The sequence below is a fragment of the Paralcaligenes ginsengisoli genome (assembly GCF_054781135.1).
In genome coordinates this window covers 15,209-35,813 of sequence record NZ_BAAGUZ010000007.1, presented here as the reverse complement: position 1 = coordinate 35,813, position 20,605 = coordinate 15,209, and the positions used below count along the sequence as shown (strand labels likewise).

The following is a 20,605-nucleotide window of genomic DNA, read 5'->3' as shown; positions in this document are numbered from 1 at the left end:
GCTTCGCATTCATGGAACTGCTCGATTCATTGCTTCGTCCGACCGCCAGTCGCGCGTGTTTCAGCGCGTCGGCCACATTGCAGGGCATGCTCGATTTCGAGGCGGCCCTGGCCGAGGCCCAGGCAGACAGCGGAGTCATTCCAATCGAGGCCGTCGATCCGATCCGGCAGGCATGCCGGGCCGAACGCTTCGATCCCTCGCAAATCGCCGCCGAAGCCGCGCGGGCGGGTAATCTGGCGATTCCTCTGATCAAGCATCTTACTGCCGCGGTCAAGTCGCAGAATCCCGACGCCGCGCGGTTCGTGCATTGGGGGGCGACCAGCCAGGATGTCATCGATACCGGCCTGGTGTTGCAATTGAAAGGCGCGCTGCGGCTTATCGAGGCCGATCTGGACCGCCTGATTGCCGCATTGGCCTCGCAAGCCGCAGCGCATCGCGATACGGTCATGATAGGCCGCACATGGCTGCAGCATGCCTTGCCGGTTACTTTCGGATTGAAATTGGCGGGGTCGCTCGATGCCTTGCTGCGCCAGCGCGCGCAGTTGCAGGCCCTGAAGCCGGGAATGCTTAGCCTGCAGTTTGGCGGGGCGGCCGGAACTCTGGCATCCTTGCGCGACAAGGGGCCGCAGGTGGCGCGCAGGCTTGCCACAATCCTGGCGCTGGCCGAGCCCGATTTGCCTTGGCACAGCCAGCGCGATCGCATTGCCGGCGCCGCCGCCTTTTTCGGCACGCTTACCGGCACATTGGGCAAGCTGGCGCGCGATATTTCGCTGATGGCCCAGACTGAAATCGCCGAACTCGCCGAAGCCGCGGGCGAAGGCCGCGGCGGCTCATCCACCATGCCTCACAAGCACAACCCAGTGGCTTGCGCCGCCATTCTTTGTGCCGCCCAGCGCACACCGCAATTGGTGGCGACGATCATGGCGGCCATGATCCAGGAACACGAGCGCGGCCTGGGAGGCTGGCACGCCGAGTGGGAGACCTTGCCCGAACTGGTGCTGCTGTGCGGCGGCGCCTTGGCCACGAGCGCCGGCCTGATCGAAGGGCTCGAGGTGTTTCCCGACCGGATGCAAGGCAATCTGAAGGCCACGCATGGCCTGATCATGGCGGAGGCCGTCACCATGGCCTTGGGCGAAACACTGGGCCGCATGGAGGCCCATAAACTGGTTGAGCAAAAATGCCGCGAGGCTGTGGCGGCGGGCGCTGATTTGCAACAGGTTCTGGCCGGCGACGAGCGCATTGCGGCGATCCTGTCGCGCGAAGCGCTGGCGAAGCTGATGGCGCCGGAAAACTATACCGGTGCCGCGGCGGTTTTTGTCGATAGGGTGCTGGAGCGGGCGCGCGTCGGGATTTGATTGGTTGTCTTTGCGGGGCAGGCCCAATGCCTGAGCCGGCTGCCGCCCGCTTTGCTTCTAGACGGCAGGGCTTGCCTGTTGCGCCTGGCAACCATACACGCCTTTGACCAGCTCTATATGTTTTTCCTTGATATGGGACGCAGGCTGCGCCGACCAGATCAGGCTGCAGACCGATTTGTGGTCATGCTCGAACGGCAGGAACCGTATGCCCGACAGGCCGCTGCGCGACAGGCATTCCGGAACGATCGATACTCCCATTCCCTGCGACACCAGCGATGCAACGCTCAGCCAGTGCCGCGCTTCGTTTTTCACTTTGGGGAAAAAGCCGGCGTGCAGGCACATGGACAGCAGGGTTTCATAATAGCTGGGAGAAAATGACCGGGAAAAGAAAATGAAGTCGTCCTGCGCCAACTCGTTCAGATCGATATAGGCCTCGCCGGCCAGTGGATGAGTGTCCGGCAGGCAGATGGCAAACGGCTCGGATACCAGATCGAGACGGGACATGGTGGCGGGCACGGGGTTGGCATGGATGAAGCCCAGGTCCAGCCCGCCGTGCTCGATCAGTTCGATTTGTTCCGCGGAGTTCAATTCGAGCAGTACATGTTCGATGTCGGGATAATGCCTTTGGAACAGTTTCAGCACGTCGGATAAGCGTCGATACAGCATGGAGCCGACAAAGCCTATTTTGATTTGCCCGTGCAGGCCGGCGTCGATGCGTTGAATCAGTTTCTGGACATCGGCATTCTTGCGCAGCAGGAACAATGCTTCGTTGTACAAGACCCGGCCCGCGGCGGTGAGTTCCACCTGACGGCTGGTGCGGACCAGCAATTGGACCTGGATGGCTTCTTCCAGTTGCTTGATGGCATAGCTCAAAGGCGGCTGCGAAATATGCAGGCGCCTGGCCGCGCGGCTGAAGTTCAACTCTTCGGCCACGGCGACAAAGTAGCGCAATAGGCGGGGATCCAGATCCATGAGAAGCTTCTATACTTTTTTTGTATTGATCTAAATAAATATAGTATTTGTTTATATTAATACCGAATCTTAAGATTTGAGTCACTTTATTTTGTGTGGCTCATCATGGTACGCGAACCTTCTGCGGCAAGCGCAACGCTGAATATCCCGGATTCCCGCGGGATCAATCTGTTTCGGGTGGACCCCTATGCCCGCCCCATGCTGGAAAAATACCTGCCGCCGGATTTGTACGCCCATTTGCTGCCGCACTTTGACGAGTTGGGCCGTCTGGCTGGCTCCTCGCTGGACGAACTGGCTGCGATCGCCGATAAAAATCCGCCTGAATTGTCGGTGCGCAGCCGTGCGGGAATCGATGAGTCGCGGCTTTCCAAGCATCCCGCTTATGTCGAGCTGGAAAAAATGGCGTACGGGAAACTCGGCCTGGCAGCCATGTCCCATCGGTCTGGAGTGCTGGGCTGGGGAGCGCCCATGCCGCCTGTGGCCAAATACGCCCTGACATATCTGTTCGTGCAGGCCGAATTTGGCCTGTGCTGTCCGGTCAGCATGACGGATTCCCTGGCCCGCACGCTGCGCAAATTCGGCGAGCCAGGGCTGGTGGATAAAATCCTGCCGCAGGTCACGGCCCTGGATTTCGACGAATTGCGTCAGGGTGCGATGTTCATGACCGAGCAGGCGGCGGGTTCGGATATCAGTGCGACCCAGACACAGGCTGAATTGCAGCCCGATGGCCGTTGGCGGTTGTTCGGCGATAAGTGGTTCTGCTCGAATCCGGACGCCGGTTTCGCCATGGTGCTGGCTCGCAGCGAGGCCAAAGAGGGCCTGGCGGGTGTATCGCTTTTCTTGCTGCCCAGGGACCTGCCCGAGGGCGGGCATAACCACTATCGTATTTTGCGTTTGAAAGACAAGCTGGGCACCCGGTCGATGGCCAGCGGCGAGATCCGCCTCGAGGGCGCGTATGCCTGGCTGATTGGCGAACCGGGCCGCGGCTTTCAGCAAATGGCCGATATGGTCAACAATTCGCGCCTGTCCAATGGCATGCGGGCGGCTGGCTTGATGCGGCGGGCAGTCAGCGAGGCTATGTTCGTGGCCGAAAATCGCCTGGCCTTCGGCAAACGCCTGGTCGACATGCCTTTGATGCAAAAGCAGTTGCTCAAGATGACCCTGCTGGCCGAGCAAGCGCGTTCTTTTGTGTTCCAGACTGCCCAGGCCCTGGAGCAGTCCGATCGCGGCGATGAGCAGGCCAGGACCCTGGTCCGGATCATGACCCCGTTGATCAAGTTCCGTGCCTGCCGCGACGCCAGGAAAGTGACCGGCGATGGCATGGAAGTGCGAGGCGGTTGCGGTTACATAGAAGAATGGGTCGAGTCGCGCCTGGTGCGCGATGCCCATCTGGGCTCGATATGGGAAGGCACCAGCAATATTGTGGCCCTCGATGTGTTGCGGGCCATACAGAAAAACAATTGTCTTGCGGCTCTCAGGCTGCACGTGGACAGCCTTTTGGCCGAAGGCGCGGCTTGCCCCGAGCCCCTGGCGGCCCTGCAGCAAGACAGTCTGGAAAAAGCTTATCGGCTGGCCGAGAAAGCATCGCAGGAAGGCCGCTCGGATCTGGCCCGGCAGGCGGCGTCCGTCTTGTATCACGTGGTGTCCATGGCGGCCATGCGCAGCGAGGCCAGGCATGACGGCATGCAGGCTCGCAATGAATTGGCGAATCTGGTGCTGCTGCACAGGCTGGCTCCCCGCGATCCTTGCGCGGCTGAAGAATTCCCCGTCGATTATGGCGCAGTCCTGAATCCGGCGTCCTGATGGCGGTCCGCATTCCTTGCACGAATGAAGCATTCTTTTTATATAAAGCAATAGGAGACATGATGAACAAATTTTTTTCGGTTCTGCTGATTGGAGCCGCCACATTATGCGGATCCGTTCCCGCCTTGGCGAGCGACAGCTATCCCTCGCAGCCCATCAAACTGATCGTGCCGTTTCCACCCGGCGGACCCACCGATGCGTTGGCGCGCAGGCTGGCCCAGGGCTTGAGCAAGCCGCTGGGGCAGTCGGTCATCGTCGAGAACAAATCCGGCGCGGGCGGCAATATCGGATCGGACTATGTGGCCCAGGCCAAGCCCGACGGCTACACTTTGCTGTTCGGCACCTCCGGACCGCTGGCCATCAATATCAGTCTGTACAAGAAATTGCGCTATGACCCGCGCACCAGCTTTGCCCCCATTATTCGCATTGGTCATTTGCCCAATATCCTGGTCCTGAATCCCAAGGTGCCTGCCAAGAATCTGCAAGAGCTGATTGCCTATGCCAAACAGAATCCGGACAAGCTGACCTATGCGTCGTCGGGCAACGGCGCCTCATCGCATCTGGCTGGCGTCCTGTTCAATAAAATGGCGGGCACTCATATTTTGCACATTCCCTACAAGGGAACCGGGCCCGCCCTGAACGATTTGCTGGGCGGACAGGTGACCATGTCGTTTACCGACATCCTGACCGCGCTGCCCCATGTGAAGAATGGCACGCTGCGTGCAATCGGACTGGCCAGCGCGCAGCGCTCGGCCGCCTTGCCGGATCTGCCTACGCTTAGCGAGGAAGGCTTGACGGGCTACGATGTCAGCGTGTTCTTCGGCATAGTCGCGCCCAAGGGGACGCCCGAGCCCGTTGTCCAGAAGTTGAATCAGGCCTTTATCCAGGCCATGGCCGAGCCTGAGGTTAAAAGCACCTTGGTCAGCCAGGGCATTGTGGAAGCCGACGACAAGACTCCACAGGGCTTGGCGACATTCATCGATCAGCAGGTTCCCAAATGGGCCGAGCTGATCCATAGCGCGCATATTTCCCTGGATTGAGCATGGCACAGTCAAAACAGGATAACGGCGGGGCACTGAGCGGTTGCAAAGTAATCGATTTGTCGCGGGTGCTTGGCGGGCCCTATTGCACCCAGATCCTGGGCGATCATGGTGCCGAGGTATTCAAGATCGAGCCGCCTTCGGGCGACGAGACCCGCGCCTGGGGCCCCCCGTTCCTGGATGGCACCGCTTCGTATTTTCTGGGCGTGAACCGCAATAAATATGGGCTGTCGCTGGATTTGTCCCAGCCCGACGGGCAAGCTTTCCTGAGGACCCTGCTGCAGGATGCCGATGTGCTGGTGGAAAATTTCAAGCCGGGCACGCTGGAAAAGTGGGGCCTGGGTACGGATGCGCTGCAAAAACAGTTTCCGCGCCTGGTTCATTGCCGCATCAGCGGCTTTGGGGCGGATGGCCCGCTGGGCGGCTTGCCCGGCTACGATGCCTGCGCCCAGGCCATGTGCGGCCTGATGAGCGTCAACGGCGAGGGCGATGGGGCGCCCACGCGTGTCGGCCTGCCTGTGGTCGATATGGTGACCGGCCTGAACGCGGCGCTGGCGATTCTCCTGGCCATCAACGAGCGCCAGCGCAGCGGCAAGGGCCAGTTCCTGGATATCACCTTGTTCGATTGCGCCATTTCGCTCTTGCATCCTCATGCCGCCAACTATTTTTTGAGCGGGAAAATCCCGCAGCGTACCGGCAATGCGCATCCGAATATCGCGCCATATGAATCATTTCCGACCCGGGATGGGGAAATTTTCCTGGCTGTCGGCAACAATCGCCAGTTTGAACTGCTGTCCAGGGTTCTCGAGCAGCCCTCGCTGGCCAGTGATGAACGGTTCCAGTCGAACGCCGATCGCCTGAAGAACCGGCAGGCGCTGCACATGCTTCTGACGGGCTTTCTCAAGGAACACACCGCTTCGGACCTGGCGCAAACCTTGCTCAAGGCCGGTGTTCCGGCCGCGCCGGTGCTCAATGTGGGTGAGCTTCTGAATCATCCGCATACCCGCCACCGGGGCATGGTCATAGAAGAAGGCGCATACCGCGCCATTGCCTCGCCCATCAAGCTGTCCCGCACGCCCGCGACCTTAAGGCTTCTGCCGCCCTCGTTCGGCCAGCACAACGGTGAAATCTCCAAGATCTGATTGCAGGCTTGGTCAGCTGGCCCGGTAAGCGGCCAGGGCCACCATGGCCCAGGCCACGATAAAGGCCAATCCGCCAAGAGGGGTAATGGCGCCCAGCCATTTGACGCCGCTGATGGCCAATATATAAAGGCTGCCGCTGAACACCACGACGCCGACAAACATCAGTAATCCGGCGTTGCTGAGCAAAGGCGAACCGAAGCGCGCTCCCAGGCTGGCTATTGCCAGCATGCCCAGGCCATGCACCAACTGATACAGCACAGCCGTGTGCCAGACCGCAAGCATCTCGGGCGCGAGGACGCGCTTCAAGCCATGGGCGCCGAAAGCGCCTGCCGCTACGCCAAGGAGCAAAGTAAGGGCGGCCATGACAACAAGTTGTCGGTCGGTCATGTTTGAGTTCTCCTGGAACGATGTATTGGCCTGTAGTGTATATCCGGGAAGGCCCTGTCGCTCCTTGCCGTCCGCTGGCTTGGTGATATGATGAATTCGTTCATGCCGCCAGTTTTTTTACTCGAATTCCCAGCATCCGACCAGAAGGCCGCAACACTATGACCAGCGATGACGCGATTTCAGGCCCAAGCGAACAGCAGACCTTTCATGGGGGTGAAATTCCCGACCCGGATTCCGCATTGGCTTCGCACGATGGTGCGGAGATCGGCGGCACCTGGAAATCGGTCGTAGCGTCGGTGCTGTATCACAAGGGCCGGACCCCGGTAGATGTACCAATCGACCAGATCGAGCGCTATGCGGGTAAAGAACAGCATCTGCTGTGGATAGGCTTGAAAGACCCGGAGCCTGAGTTGATCGCGCAGTTGGGGGCCAAGCTGGGCTTTCCGAGAAAGGCCGTGGAAGAGATCAACGAGGTGCATCGGCGCGCAAAGATCATCGAGTATGGAGTATTGACCCAGGTTGTGGCGATTACGGTCGAAGTCGACACTATGCGCCCCGCTTTCGGCGAAACCCAGATTCTGATCGGCAAGGGTTTTCTGGTGACGGTGCGGCGGGGCGCAACGGCATCGCACCGGGAACTACGCGAGCATCTCGAGAATTCGCCCGAATTCCTGGATCGGGGCAGCGACTATATTGCATCGACTTTGCTGGATTTTTTGGCCGACCGCTACGTGATTGCCGCGTCCAAGCTCGAAACCGGCATCGAAGCCGTCGAGCAGAAGTTCCTGTTGCGCGGTTTTCACGACACCGATGTGCGCCGCTTGTATCGGCAGCGCCGGGATTTATTGCGCATCCATGTGGCTATTTCCCCCCTGGTTGAAATTTGCCGGCGCCTGTCGCGGGTCGAAATGGGAAATATCGACGAGAACTGTCGCGGCTACTTTGGCGAAGTCGCCGACCGTGTGCAGCGTGTCGACGAACTCGTCAATAGTCTGCGCGAGGCCCTGGCGTTCGCATTCGAGGCAAGCCTGATGATAGGGCAGTCGCAGCAAACCGACATTACCAAAAAATTGGCGGCGTGGGCCGCCATTTTGGCGGTGCCCACGGCCGTCGCGGGTGTCTACGGCATGAATTTCAAAGTCATGCCGGAGCTGTCGTGGACCTATGGGTATCCCGCCGTCATGGCGCTTACCGCAGCGGCATGCGGATTTCTTTACTGGAAGTTTAAAAAGACCGGATGGCTGTAGGGCCGGCTTCAATCAGCGAGGTGGCGTCATGAGCGGCATAACGCATGAGGTAAGGAATCAGGTTCCCGAATTAAGCGATTACAACGTGTACCTGAGCGATCTTGCCTTGCAGGAAGCGGTAAAGCGGGATGGGGCACAGTGGCACGACGAGGCGCTGCGCCACTACGGTGCGCGGCTCGGTTCGAAAGAAACCCTCGCATGGGCTCACGATGCCAATCGCCACAAACCCGAGCTTGAGGCCTTTGACCGATGCGGCCTGCGGGTCGATCGCGTTCATTTTCATCCGGACTGGCATCGCATTATGCGCATGGCATTTCTTCAAGGCATGCATTCGAGTGCCTGGTCCGATCCCAAGCCCGGCGCCCAGGCGGCGCGGGCGGCGACTTATCTGCTTCACGGCCAGGTCGAGGCGGGATCTTTGTGCCCCGTTACCATGACCTCGGCGGCGATTCCGGTATTGCGCGAGGAGTCCTGGTTCGATTCCATATCGCCCCTGCTGTATTCGCCGCAGTACGACGAGCGGGATCTTCCACTGTCTTTCAAAACCAGCATGACGATCGGCATGGGCATGACCGAGAAGCAAGGCGGCTCCGATTTGCGCAGCAATGCCACCAGAGCGCTGCCGGTCGGCGCAGCGGGGCGCGGGGCGGAATATCGCCTGCTCGGCCACAAGTGGTTTTTTTCCTCGCCCGCTTCCGATGCGCATCTGGTTCTGGCCAGGCATGAAGATCGGCTTTCGTGCTTTTACGTACCGCGCTGGTGCGCCGACGGCAGCAAAAACCAGGTGCATATACAGCGCCTGAAAAACAAGATGGGCAATCTTTCCAATGCCAGTGGCGAAGTGGAATTCAACGACGCTTCGGCCATTATGGTGGGTGAAGAGGGGCGCGGCATCGCCACGCTCCTGACCATGGCTTCCTACACGCGTCTGGATTGCATTCTGGGCAGCACGGCACTGATCAGGCAGTCGCTGGTGCAGGCCTTGCATCATGCCCGGCATCGCCAGGCGTTTGGCCGCGCATTGATCGACCAGGAACTGATGCAAGCGGTGCTGACCGATCTGGTTCTTGAGAGCGAGGCCGCCACAGTGCTGGCCATGCGCCTGGCACACGCGTTCGACGCCGGCGGTGATCTGCTCGATCGGGCATACCGCCGCATTTTGACCCCTGCGGCCAAGTTCTGGGTGTGCAAGCGCGCCATAGCCGTGGCGGCTGAATGCATGGAAGTGTGGGGCGGCAATGGTTATATCGAAGACGGGCCCATGCCGCGCTTGCTGCGCGAGGCTCCGGTCAATTCGATCTGGGAGGGTTCGGGCAATGTCATATGCCTGGATGTGTTGCGTGCCATGAAAAGCCATCCCGATCTGGCGCAGGCTTTGGCCCAGACACTGTCGCACGACTGCGCCGACGAGCCTTTGCTGGCCGATAGCGCCCGCGGCTTGATATCATTGCTCTCAGGCAAAGGGGAAACTCTCGAATCGGCCGGTCGTCTTGTGGCCCAGGAACTGGTGTTGCTGGTACAGGCCTGCCTTTTGCGGCGGCATGCGCCGCAGGCGCTGGCCGATGCGTTCATTCTCACGCGTTTCGGCGGGCGCGGCGGGCGTGTGTTTGGGGTTTCGCAACGCCCGGCCCCGAGTCTGCTGGAGCGCGCCTGGCCTATGTAGCAAACACCGGCCCCGTGGCCGGTTCGGTTTGCAGGGCAAAAAACCGTGTTTCAGGGTGGGGCATCTGTAAAATCATGATCGGCATTTTCTGTATAGTGAGGCGTTTTCGAGGCGTGCATGAATAGCTTTTTAAATATATTGGTGCGCAGATTGGTGACCATGGCATTTTCGAACCGGCGCTCGAAGATGCTTACGTTCATCATGGCGGTGATTCTTGCCGCATTGGGAACATTCAACATCCTGAACAAGCCGGCGGCAACGGCGCGCCCCGTCCAGCACGAGGCGCCCGGCGAAAACTATGCGCTCGCGGGCAGGGTGGTGCGGGTGGCCGACGGCGATACATTCACTCTGCTTGTCGACGGCCGCCAGCAGCGTATACGCATGGCCAGCATCGACGCCCCCGAAACCACCAAGGACAGCCAACAGCCGGGCCAGCCCATGGCTCAGGCATCGAAAAAGTCGCTGGCCGACATGATTGCCGGCCAGACCCTCAGCCTGATCTGCTTTGAACACGATCAATTCGGCCGCAATGTCTGCGATGTCCCCCTGGGCGACGGCAGCACGGCAAACCAGAAACAGGTCGCGGCGGGCATGGCTTGGGCAAATATGGAGGGCCGGGGCAAGTATATGCGCGACGCCAAAATTCCGGAGCTCGAGCAGCACGCCAGGCAGGCAAAGCTCGGCCTGTGGCAGGAACCCAACCCGATCCGTCCCTGGGTGTGGCGTTATCAATGCTGGAAAAAAGGCCAGTGCTAGCCCCACCGCAAGGCGCCGGCCGCTATGTGCTGGTACTCCTGGCGGGCCTATTGCTGGCGGGCTGCGGCCGTGAACCCGTCAACAGCCCCTATGCACAAGGTGCCACACAGGAAAATACTCTGTACACGGCTTTTACCCAGCGTTCCCCCAAGTACCTGGATCCGGCCAGCTCATACTCGACCGATGAAACCCCGTTTACGTATTCCATTTACGAGCCCTTGTATGGCTACGAATATCTGCAGCGGCCGTATGAATTGGCTCCGCGCGCCGCAGTTGCCGTCGCGCAGCCGTTTTATCTGGATCAGGCCGGCCAACGCCTGCCGGAACAGGCGCCTGGAACTTCGGTGGCCGTCAGCGTATACGACATCAAGATCAAGCCCGGCATCCTGTTCCAGCCGCATCCCGCTTTCGCAAAAGAAAAATCAGGGCAATACAGCTATTGGCCTTTGGCCGCGGGAGCCCTGGATGGCAAGTTTTCAATCGGCGATTTCAAGAAAACCGGCACGCGGGAACTTACGGCCGACGATTACGTTTATGCCTTTCGCCGTCTTGCGAGTCCCCGCGTAGTCTCGCCCATCTATGCCGTCATGGCCGAGCATGTAGTGGGAATGCGCGCATACGGCGAACGGCTCAAGGCCCAGGACCAGGCCTTGCGTGCCCAGCGCCCGGCCGGCTCGGCGCTGCCCTGGCTGGATTTGCGCCAGCAAGGCTTCGATGGAGTACAGGCGCTCGATGCGCATACTTTGCGCATCAAGGTCGTGGGCAAGTATCCGCAATTCAAGTATTGGCTGGCCATGACCTTTACGGCCCCGGTACCCTGGGAGGCGGACCGTTTTTATCAGCAGCCGGGCATGGCGCAGCATAATTTGTCGCTGAATACCTGGCCGGTGGGTACCGGACCCTATATGTTGACGGAGTCGATTCCAAACCGGCGCCATGTGCTGTCGCGCAATCCGAATTTTCACGGCGAGCCTTATCCCTGCAAAGGCGAGGCGTCGGATCGCGCCGCCGGCTTGCTTGCCGATTGCGGCAAGCCTACTCCGTTTATCGACAAAATCGTGTTTACCCTGGAAAAGGAAAGTATTCCCCTGATGGGCAAGTTTATCCAGGGCTATTACGATGTGCCGCAAGTCGGCGCCGGCGACATAGGTGTGGCCATGCGAGTGGCCGCCGGCGATTCGGCCGAAAAAGCGTCTTTGTACAAAGACCATGGCATACAGTTGCAGGCATCGACCGAAGCGCAGATTTTTTATTTTGGCTTCAACTGGCTCGATCCTGTCGTGGGCCAGGGCGACATTCCGGAGCGGCAGGAAAAAAATCGCAAACTCAGGCAGGCAATCAGTATTGCCTTCAATTGGGAGCAATACGTTTCGATTTTCCAGAACGACCAGGCCCAGGTGGCGTATGGCCCGATCCCTCCTGGAATCCTGGGCTACCAGGCCCTGCCTGAAGGGATCGATCCTTATGTCTACACTCTCAAGGACGGGCATGCCGTGCGCAAGCCTCTGGAGGCGGCCAAGCAACTGCTGGCCCAGGCCGGCTATCCGGGCGGGCGCGACGCCAAGACTGGAGCGCCGCTCATCCTGCACTTCGATTCGGCTGCCGGCATGGGTTCGAACGCCACGCTGGATTGGATGCGCCGGCAACTGGATGCCCTGGGTATACAGCTCGAAGTGCGAGCGACCGACTACAACCGCTTCCAGGACAAAATGCGCAACGGAACCGCCCAGATGTTCATGTGGGGCTGGGTAGCCGACTATCCGGACGCGGAGAATTTTCTGTTTCTTCTGTACGGGCCCAACGCCAAGGCATCGAAGGGCGGAGAAAATGCCTCCAATTATCACAGCGCCGAATTCGACCGCCTGTTCGAGCAGATGCGCTTTCTCGATGATGGCCCGGTTAAAGAACAGATCGTTCATCGCATGATCGCCATCGTCCAGGCCGATGCGCCCTGGATGTTTGGTTTTTTTCCCAAATCGGGCGGCGCTTACCAGGCCTGGGTGGGCAATGCCAAGCCAACCCAAATGGTGCGCAACACCTTGCAGTATTACAAGATCGACCCGGCGGCGCGCGCGCGGAAAATCCAAGAGTGGAATCCGCCGGTCTGGTGGCCGATGTGGTTGATCATCGGCCTGCTGGCATTAAGCGTATATCCGGCCTGGAGGGTGGTCAGGCGGCGCGAGCGGGCTACGGCATTGGCCGGGGGCACCGCCGGAGAGGAGCATCATGACTAGCTATATCGTGCGTCGCCTGCTTTATGGCGTACTGGTCTTGATCGGCGTCAATGTGCTGACCTTCGCGCTGTTTTTTGCCGTCAATACGCCCGACGACATGGCACGCCTGTCTATTGGCGGCCAGCGTGTCAGCCAGGCGGCCGTTGACAAGTGGAAGGTCGAGCGGGGTTATGACAGGCCGCTGTTTTTTAATCCGCGCGCCAGTGGCGCGGCGAAATTGACTGATACGATTTTCTACGCCCGTTCGCTGCCTTTGCTGCGTTTTGATTTCGGATTTTCCGATGGCGGAAACGATATAAGCCATGAGATTCGCGAGCGCATGGGCCCAAGCCTGGCGCTGGCGCTGCCAACGTTTGTGCTGGGCCTGTTCGTGTGTATTGTCTTTGCCCTGCTGCTGGTGTTTTTCAAAGGCACTTCGCTGGATTTCTCCGGGGTTGTGGTGTGCGTCGTTTTGCTGTCGATTTCCGGTCTGTTCTATATCATTGCCGGCCAGTGGCTGTTCGCGAAAATCTTGCGCTGGGTCCCGTATTCGGGTTTTCTTGATGGCTGGGGCAGTGCCCGCTTCCTGGTGCTGCCGGTTCTGGTTGGCGTTTTGTCGCGCATGGGCGGCGAGGCGCGCTTTTATCGAACCCTGTTTCTGGAGGAGATGAGCAAGGATTATGTGCGCACCGCGCGAGCCAAGGGGCTTGCCGAACATATTGTGCTGTTTCGCCATGTGCTGCGCAATGCCATGCTGCCCATCCTGACCGGAACTGTGTCGGCCATACCGTTACTGTTCATGGGCAGCCTGATTTCGGAGTCTTTTTTTGGCATTCCCGGTTTGGGCAGCTACACCATCGATGCGATTAATGCCCAGGATTTTTCCATAGTCAGGGCGATGGTGTTTTTAGGTTCGGCCCTGTATATAGTAGGCCTGATCCTGGCCGATATTTCATACACCCTGGCCGATCCACGGATTCGATTCGAGTAGCCGCATGCCAAAATTTGTGTTTCTCTGGACCGATATTTTTCTTTTCTGCCTTGTGTCGGCGCTGGTGCTGTATGGCTTCAAGGTGCGGCGCTCCGCCGCCTTGCGCGCCACCTGGGGGCATGTGGCACGCACGCCCACCGCAATGTGTGCCGCCGTGGTCCTGCTTGTGTTTGGTCTGGTCGGCATGCTGGACTCGGTGCACTACAGGCCCTTGTTGCCGCCCGAGGCAGGTTCGAGCCGGGGGGCCGCCGCCGTGTATGCGCCCTTGCGTTCGGTGCTTGACGATGTGCTGGCGCTGACGCAACTGAGCAAGCCGGAAAAAACCTATTCGGCGCCGCTGGCATTGCGGCAATTCACCAAGGAAAACGAGCTGATCCACGGCAAGCCTGTGCGTGACTATCCGCGGCTGCAGCACGCGGGTATGCATTTGAGCAGCGACTCCGACCGAGGCGCCGATATTCGGCAACGGCTGCTTTGGGGCGTGCTGGCGGCTATTGCATGCGGCATGGCGGCGGCCCTGATTCTAACCGTCATGTTCTTGAAGCAGGCCGGGTCGTTTTCGCGCGCCTCGGCTATCTGGTGGCATTCCGAAAGCGGGGTTCCATGGCGCGCCATGTGGCTGACGTTTTGCGTATTGGCGCTCATTGTGTGCGTGGCGGCGGCGTTAAGCACCAATTACCATGTTCTTGGCACCGATCGAACCGGCAACGATGTATTGAAGCAAGCCTTGAAAAGCGTGCGCACCGCTTTGGTCATAGGCACTCTGACCACCATGGCCATGTTGCCGCCGGCCCTGGTTTTTGGCATTTCGGCGGGTTATTTCAAGGGCCGCGTCGATGATGCCATCCAGTATGTTTATACAACTCTTACGTCGATTCCCGGCGTATTGCTGATTGCCGCGTGTGTGCTCATGATGCAAGTCTATATCGACAACAATCCCGCTCTGTTCGACACGACCGCCGCGCGTGCCGATCTGCGCCTGTTTCTGCTGTGCCTGATTCTGGGCCTGACCGGCTGGGCTGGCTTGTGCCGCCTGTTGCGCGCCGAGACCCTGAAGCTGCGCGAACTCGACTATATACAGGCGGCCCGGGCTTTTGGGGTGTCGCACTGGCGCATCATGCGCAGGCACCTGCTGCCCAATGTCATGCATATTGTGCTGATTACCATGGTGCTCGAATTTTCCGGCCTGGTGCTGTATGAAGCGGTGCTGTCCTACCTGGGCATAGGCGTCGACCCAAGCACTCCGTCGTTCGGCACCATGATCGATTCGTCGCGCCTCGAGATGTCCCGCGATCCCATGGTCTGGTGGAATTTGTTCGCGGCATTCGTTTTCCTGCTGGCGCTGGTCTTGTCGGCCAATGTCTTTGCCGACGCGGTGCAGGATGCCTTCGATCCGCGCACGCGCAAATTCCGCCCGCAAGGCTTGCGGCCTCGTGCCCCGGGTCGCCTGCGGGGCGCCGCCGATACGGAGGGAGCATGACCGTCATCGCCCACGATAGGCCGGCAGGCAAACAGGCCGTCCTGTCAGTGCAGGATTTATCGGTTCGCGTGGAGAGTGATTCAGGCTTGTTCGAGGCCGTCAAATCCCTGCGGCTTGTCGTAGAGCAGGGGCAAACCTTTGCGCTGGTGGGTGAATCGGGCTGCGGCAAGAGCATGACGGCGCTTGCCTTGCTGCGCTTGCTTCCCGAGGCGGGACGGATCACGGGCGGGGCGGTCAGGCTCGATGGCCTGGATTTGACCCGGCTGCCCGAGCAGCGCATGCGCGCCGTCCGGGGCGGCCGGATCGGCATGATTTTCCAGGAACCCGCCACCAGTCTCAACCCGGTTTTGAGTGTGGGCCGTCAAATCGTCGAAACCTTGCTGGCTCATACCTCGTACCGTGGCGCGGCGGCTTCCGGGCGAGCCATGTGGTGGCTGGCGCGGGTCGGCATCCCCGACCCACGGCGGCGCTTTCATGATTACCCCTTCCAGTTTTCGGGCGGGCAGAAGCAGCGCGTCATGATTGCCATGGCGCTGGCGGCCGAGCCCGGGCTGCTCATCGCCGATGAACCTACAACCGCGCTGGATGTAACGGTCCAGGCCCAGATTCTGGATCTCCTGGCCGACATCCAGGATGAGATGGGCATGGCGATTTTGCTCATCACACATGACCTCGCCGTTGTAAAAAACGTGGCTGATCATGTGGCACTGATGCGTGCGGGGGAAATTGTTGAAACGGTCGATGTGGCAACTTTCTTTGCCAATCCGCGGCATCCTTATGCGCGGGAATTGCTCGCGGCCATTCCCGCTTTCGAAAAGCGCGGCCGTCCGTTGAGCACGAAGACGCATGAGCGGGCCGATGCGCGGCAACACCCGCCGCAGTCCGCCATCCGCCCCGATTCCGCCGACTTACATGCCACGGCGCCCGTGCTGCGTGTGGAAAACCTGTCTGTGCAGTATCTGCGGCGCAGCGGCTTTTTACGCCGTACAAGCGGCTCGATCGATGTGGTGCGCGATGTGTCGTTCGATCTTTGGCCTGGCGAAACATTGGCTTTGCTGGGCGAGTCGGGCTGCGGCAAGACCACCACCGCCAAGGCCTTGTTGCGTTTGCTCGATAAGCGGGCCGTGGTCGGGGGCGAGGCCACGCTAGGCAAGGAAGTTCTGTTGTCGGCGGGCGGGGCGCAGCTCAAACGCTTGCGCCGCAGCATACAGATTGTGTTTCAGGATCCGTATGCCTCCCTTGACCCGCGCATGCTGGTGGGCGAGATACTCGATGAGGGATCCGCGGCATTGCGGCCCGATCGTACGCCGGCCGACCGAAAGGCGGCGGTGCGCGATTTGCTCGACCGAGTAGGCTTGCCCAAGAACACGGTCGATCGCTATCCCCATGAATTTTCAGGCGGCCAGCGGCAGCGGATTGCCATTGCACGGGCTTTGGCGGTCGAGCCCAAGGTGCTGATCTGCGACGAGCCTACGTCGGCCCTCGATGTGTCGGTACAGGCGCAGATCCTCGAATTGCTGAAAACCCTGCAGGGCGAATTCGGCATTGCGTATCTGTTTATCACGCATAACTTTGGCGTGGTTGAATACCTGTCCGATCGCATTGCCGTGATGCATGAAGGCTCGATTGTCGAAATAGGCAGCACCGAAACGGTTCTGAAGGCCTCCCGGCATCCCGAAACGCAGCGCCTGCTTGCCGCCGTGCCGCGCCTGTAAAGTGCTGATAGCGCTTCTTGTTCGAGTGCCTGGGCGTATACCGCCTATAATCCAGACAAGAAGGCCTCTGGCCTTGTTTTCAGGGATTTCAACCCCACTTTGCTTCTATGACATTAAAAGTTTTCGATCTGCAGTGTGAATCCGGCCATATATTCGAAGGCTGGTTCGGTTCGCTCGACAATTACGAGTCGCAGCGGAGCAGAGGCTTGCTGACGTGTCCGGTGTGTGGAAGTGGCCAGGTAAACAAAAAACTGTCTGCGCCGCGCTTGAACGTCGGCCATCCCCCGGATCCCGCCGAGCGGCCGGCGGCGTCCATGGCCTCGAATGCAGTGGCGGCCCCGGCCAGCCGACAATTGGCGCAATTGCAGGCCGAGGTAATGCGGCAGATACGCCAGATGGTGCGCAATACCGAAAATGTAGGCGAGCAGTTCGCCCGGGAGGCGCGCCGCATGCATGAAGGCGAGGTCGAAGAACGTGCCATTCGTGGAACGGCCACCATCGAAGAGCGCGAATCGCTGGCTCAGGATGGGATTGTAGTGATGCCTATACCCGATTATCTGGATGACGATCGCTTGCAATAGGCATTTTCATCTTCCGACTCGGCCATGCCTATGCAAGCGAAGCCTGCAAGGCACGTGGCCGATTCGTATCGGAGTTACATGACGCGGCTGCGGTATTCCCCTGTGCGCGTGTCGATTTCGATTTTGTCGCCAATTGCGCAAAACAGCGGTACATTCAGGTCCATGCCGGTATTGATCTTGGCGGGTTTCAAGACTTTGCCCGAGGTATCGCCACGCACGGCGGGCTCGGTGTAGATGATTTCACGCACCACGATGGTGGGCAGATCGACCGAGATGGCGCGATCGGCATAGAACACGACTTCGACCTTCATACCTTCTTCCAGATAGTTGAGCGCATCGCCCATGCTATCGGCTTCCACTTCGTGCTGGTTGTATTCTTCGTCCATGAAGACATACATGGGATCGGCGAAATACGAATAGGTGCACTCTTTGCGGTCCAGGACCACGATTTCGAATTTTTCGTCGGCCTTCGATACCGATTCGCTACCGGAGCCTGTCAGCAGGTTTTTGAATTTCAGCTTTACGACGGCCGAGTTACGGCCCGATTTGTTGTATTCGGCCCTCTGCACCACCAGGGCGTCGCTGCCCACCATTACAACGTTACCAACGCGCAGTTCTTGTGCGGTTTTCATGTTTAAAAAAACTCCGGGATAATTTTGCTCCGCCAGATGCCGAAAACTGCCGGGCCGGAGCACGATTTTGTACAAAACTCAGCATTTTAACCTGTTTGCAGGGTTTTCATGCAAAAAGCGAGCAGGGAACTGCCCAAATCGTTGTTTCGAGCCATTTTTTCCGCCCAAAGACGGGCTTGCGCCTGCCATTGAGGCCATTCGCCCGGGCTTAGCGCTTCATCGAGTCGAGTGCCGAATTCGTGTTCCTGGGCCGTGTTCCAGGCATTCATCAGGCCGTGAATGGCTGGTTGGAAAGGAGTCCGCGCCAGCCATGCCCGTAATTTGACGAGATGAACAGCCTCTTGCTGCTCGTAAATTTGCCATACGAAGGGCCGGCCCGCCCAGATGGCCCTGACCAGCGAATCCTCTCCGCGCACGAAATTCAGGTCGCTGCTCCAGAGCAGGCGGTCAAAGTCCGCCTGGCCGACAAACGGGATCTCGACGACGTGCACCCGTGGATTTCGCTGATTTTTGAGCGTTGGGCAGACACCTGCGGGCACCAGTATTACCGATGTATTGTCATCACGTCCCAGGCTTTGCAGCAGGCCCGCCACGGGCGCATTGGGATAGCAAAACAGGTACACCTGGCGCCAGCCGTGCATCAGGCCCTCGATCATGGCGTCCGGCACGTGCAGGCTGCGCAGCAAATCCCTGCGCAGCACAGGCCGGGCTAGCCAGCGCTCGCGTGTATCGAGCAGTTGCGCTTCGCGCAGCAGCCCGCCTGTTCCCGCTGTAAAGCCGGGAAAGAAAAAGGCTTTGCGCAGGCCGCTGGCCTGGAGAGAAGGCAGGGCATGGCAGCTCTCGACCCAGTCTTCGGCGCTCAGATATTCCAGATTGATCCACAGGCTGTCCTGTGCGCTCATGCGGGCAGTGAAAGCGGGGGGCGGCGTGCAGGCAAAGGCCTCGACGACGACCTGATAAGGCCGCAGATCGGGTGGGCTATCGGTCCAGCGCACGAGTTCGATGCCGTGGATGGTTTGCCGGCCCTGCCCTGGATCGACGCCGGATTCGATTTTGGCGAAGCTGTGCAGATCGTCCACCCACAGGCGGACACGACTTACGGGCGCCATGCTCGTCAATTGCCTGGCCAGGCGCCAGCAAACACCGATATCGCCAAAATTATCGATGACACGGCAAAAAATATCGAAATCGATCGGGGCAGAGGGGGAGGAGGAATCGATCATACAGGCCAGGCAAAGCCGGTTTGCCGGGGCAGCGGCTTTGCCTGAAAGGCGGTTCAGTGAAAATGGACGGGATTCAGGTCGATTTCCTCGGGAAGTTCAGGGTGCATCATTTCGCCCAATGGGTTGGGAAAATAAGGGGCGCCGCAATCGTCGCAGAACTCGGCTGCGTACAAGCCGGGCAGGCGCCGGACATCGATCACTCCCAGTTCCTTGAGCAAAGCGGCGATGTCGTCGGGGATGTCGGCCTGCTCGCTGTCGGTGCCTTCGGAAGCGGCTTCCTCTTTGCTGAGGATGGGCCAGATGCATCCGTAAATGACATCGTTGCTTTGCTTGGTGCTGAAGCCGACCCGATACTCTTCGATAGTTGATTCGCCGCAGCCGGCGATTACGGCATGCAAATCGCTTGCAGGCAGATTTGCCGCGGTCTGCAGCCATGTGACAGCGGCTTTCAGGGCAAGAGGCCGAATTTGGCGATCGGCCTCGCGGTTGCTGATGTAGTAGGCGTCGGGTTGCAGGTGCTCGAAATTGCAACCGGTAAATAATGCGCCCAGCGCATCGGTGCTGTCGGCAGCCCAGTTGGCGAAACATTGTTCGCGCGTTGCCGAGCCGGAAGCCTCATCGGACTGCCAGCGAAACAGCGGGGCTCCCTTTGGAACCACAATGGCCCCCACGACAAATCGCGCGTCGGCCAGCATGCCTTCCGAATCGGGCAGTGCCTTGACAGGAAATGGCTCGGTGCTTGGAGCGAGGGCGGCCAGCCCCAGCCGCTGGGTCCATGTCCAGGTTTCCTGGAACGATTGCGGCATCTGGTCGAAACAGATGAGGTCCGGAATGAGGGCCAGGTGAGCGCCTTCGGCGAGGATATGAGCGCTTAGCTGTTTGTGGGTAGCCTGTTGGACGGCTTTGCTCAAGCGGCCGTTCGGCAGTTGGTACCGGGTCCACGCAACTATCGGTGCGGAAAACAGCAGGGCGTCGTAGTCGACACCGTCGACAGTCAGCCGTGTCGATTCGGACATGGTTTCGGCCTGTTCCACCAGAATTTCGTAGGCATTCAGGTTTTGCGCGACAAGATGCTCAAGCGCGGATTCTATTGCTTTGTTCTTTTTGCCTTGCAACAGTTTGCTGATATGCGCGCCAAGCAGGTTTTCCCAGTATATGTCTTCAAGACGGCATCCGGAGCGCGCAAGCGACTCGGACAGCGCTATAAGGCGCTGGGCGTCGCGAGACAATCGAGGAAGATGAGGGGAAGGCGTACGTGACATATGCTGGAAATCGGCCTTTTATGAAGTAATAGAGCCTAGTGTAACGCGGGGCCTGTTTTTGGGGATCGTTCGGGCAATAAGCGATCAAAAGATGCCCGGCAAGCCGAGCAAGCGTGACAGGCCAGAGTTCCCAAACGCCGTGC

The 20,605-nt window shown here is 59.5% G+C and carries 17 protein-coding genes; 12 read left to right on the top strand and 5 right to left on the bottom strand.

The window, feature by feature from the left end:
• Nucleotides 1-11: 11 nt before the first annotated feature.
• A complete protein-coding gene (locus tag ACYVIS_RS05000) occupies nucleotides 12-1,355 on the top strand; it encodes a 3-carboxy-cis,cis-muconate cycloisomerase (RefSeq protein WP_460873407.1) in 1,344 nt (447 codons plus the stop codon).
• Between the two features lie 57 nt (nucleotides 1,356-1,412).
• Here the strand turns inward: ACYVIS_RS05000 and ACYVIS_RS04995 are convergent, their stop codons facing one another.
• Nucleotides 1,413-2,327, bottom strand: a complete 915-nt coding sequence (locus ACYVIS_RS04995; protein ID WP_460873406.1) for a LysR family transcriptional regulator — start codon at nucleotides 2,325-2,327, stop codon at nucleotides 1,413-1,415.
• A gap of 105 nt (nucleotides 2,328-2,432) precedes the next feature.
• On the opposite strand from ACYVIS_RS04995, the gene ACYVIS_RS04990 reads away from it, so the two are divergent.
• The 3 genes from ACYVIS_RS04990 to ACYVIS_RS04980 are packed head-to-tail and all read left to right on the top strand — an operon-like array spanning nucleotide 2,433 to nucleotide 6,312.
• On the top strand, nucleotides 2,433-4,130 hold the full coding sequence (locus ACYVIS_RS04990; RefSeq protein WP_460873405.1) for an acyl-CoA dehydrogenase family protein: 1,698 nt from the start codon (nucleotides 2,433-2,435) through the stop codon (nucleotides 4,128-4,130).
• Between the two features lie 59 nt (nucleotides 4,131-4,189).
• Nucleotides 4,190-5,170, top strand: coding sequence for a Bug family tripartite tricarboxylate transporter substrate binding protein (locus tag ACYVIS_RS04985; protein ID WP_370635976.1), 981 nt, complete (start codon nucleotides 4,190-4,192; stop codon nucleotides 5,168-5,170).
• Nucleotides 5,171-5,172: 2 nt separating this feature from the next.
• Entirely contained in the window at nucleotides 5,173-6,312 is a 1,140-nt protein-coding gene (locus ACYVIS_RS04980) for a CaiB/BaiF CoA transferase family protein (protein ID WP_232744361.1), read from the top strand.
• A 12-nt stretch (nucleotides 6,313-6,324) separates the two neighbouring features.
• On the opposite strand, the gene ACYVIS_RS04975 is transcribed toward ACYVIS_RS04980, so the two are convergent.
• The gene (locus tag ACYVIS_RS04975) at nucleotides 6,325-6,699 is read right to left on the bottom strand and encodes a DUF423 domain-containing protein (protein ID WP_232744360.1); all 375 of its coding nucleotides are present in this window, start codon (nucleotides 6,697-6,699) and stop codon (nucleotides 6,325-6,327) included.
• Nucleotides 6,700-6,857: 158 nt separating this feature from the next.
• On the opposite strand from ACYVIS_RS04975, the gene ACYVIS_RS04970 reads away from it, so the two are divergent.
• The 8 genes from ACYVIS_RS04970 to ACYVIS_RS04935 all read left to right on the top strand — a co-directional run bounded on the left by ACYVIS_RS04970 (nucleotide 6,858) and on the right by ACYVIS_RS04935 (nucleotide 17,345).
• Complete coding sequence (locus ACYVIS_RS04970; protein WP_460873404.1) at nucleotides 6,858-7,946, top strand: magnesium and cobalt transport protein CorA; 1,089 nt, start codon at nucleotides 6,858-6,860, stop codon at nucleotides 7,944-7,946.
• A gap of 28 nt (nucleotides 7,947-7,974) precedes the next feature.
• Nucleotides 7,975-9,609, top strand: coding sequence for an isovaleryl-CoA dehydrogenase (locus tag ACYVIS_RS04965; RefSeq protein WP_460873403.1), 1,635 nt, complete (start codon nucleotides 7,975-7,977; stop codon nucleotides 9,607-9,609).
• 117 nt (nucleotides 9,610-9,726) lie between these two features.
• Complete coding sequence (locus tag ACYVIS_RS04960; RefSeq protein WP_460873402.1) at nucleotides 9,727-10,365, top strand: thermonuclease family protein; 639 nt, start codon at nucleotides 9,727-9,729, stop codon at nucleotides 10,363-10,365.
• Complete coding sequence (locus ACYVIS_RS04955) at nucleotides 10,341-12,599, top strand: ABC transporter substrate-binding protein (RefSeq protein ID WP_460873401.1); 2,259 nt, start codon at nucleotides 10,341-10,343, stop codon at nucleotides 12,597-12,599. The genes ACYVIS_RS04960 and ACYVIS_RS04955 overlap by 25 nt, the downstream gene beginning before the upstream one ends.
• Nucleotides 12,592-13,569 (top strand): ABC transporter permease, encoded by a 978-nt coding sequence (locus tag ACYVIS_RS04950; RefSeq protein ID WP_460873400.1) that lies wholly within the window; start codon nucleotides 12,592-12,594, stop codon nucleotides 13,567-13,569. The genes ACYVIS_RS04955 and ACYVIS_RS04950 overlap by 8 nt, the downstream gene beginning before the upstream one ends.
• A gap of 4 nt (nucleotides 13,570-13,573) precedes the next feature.
• Nucleotides 13,574-15,049, top strand: a complete 1,476-nt coding sequence (locus tag ACYVIS_RS04945; protein WP_460873399.1) for an ABC transporter permease — start codon at nucleotides 13,574-13,576, stop codon at nucleotides 15,047-15,049.
• Entirely contained in the window at nucleotides 15,046-16,764 is a 1,719-nt protein-coding gene (locus tag ACYVIS_RS04940; RefSeq protein WP_460873398.1) for an ABC transporter ATP-binding protein, read from the top strand. The genes ACYVIS_RS04945 and ACYVIS_RS04940 overlap by 4 nt, the downstream gene beginning before the upstream one ends.
• A 107-nt stretch (nucleotides 16,765-16,871) precedes the next feature.
• A complete protein-coding gene (locus tag ACYVIS_RS04935; protein WP_232744352.1) occupies nucleotides 16,872-17,345 on the top strand; it encodes a DUF1178 family protein in 474 nt (157 codons plus the stop codon).
• 74 nt (nucleotides 17,346-17,419) lie between these two features.
• On the opposite strand, the gene efp is transcribed toward ACYVIS_RS04935, so the two are convergent.
• The 3 genes from efp to ACYVIS_RS04920 all read right to left on the bottom strand — a co-directional run bounded on the left by efp (nucleotide 17,420) and on the right by ACYVIS_RS04920 (nucleotide 20,462).
• Nucleotides 17,420-17,977: an elongation factor P gene (efp, locus tag ACYVIS_RS04930; RefSeq protein WP_232744351.1), complete on the bottom strand. Its 558-nt coding sequence runs from the start codon at nucleotides 17,975-17,977 to the stop codon at nucleotides 17,420-17,422.
• A gap of 86 nt (nucleotides 17,978-18,063) precedes the next feature.
• Nucleotides 18,064-19,200 carry an elongation factor P maturation arginine rhamnosyltransferase EarP gene (gene earP / locus ACYVIS_RS04925; protein ID WP_460873397.1) on the bottom strand — a complete coding sequence of 379 codons (1,137 nt, stop codon included), beginning with the start codon at nucleotides 19,198-19,200 and terminating at the stop codon, nucleotides 18,064-18,066.
• A gap of 53 nt (nucleotides 19,201-19,253) precedes the next feature.
• On the bottom strand, nucleotides 19,254-20,462 hold the full coding sequence (locus tag ACYVIS_RS04920) for a DUF2863 family protein (protein ID WP_232744349.1): 1,209 nt from the start codon (nucleotides 20,460-20,462) through the stop codon (nucleotides 19,254-19,256).
• Nucleotides 20,463-20,605: the final 143 nt, after the last annotated feature.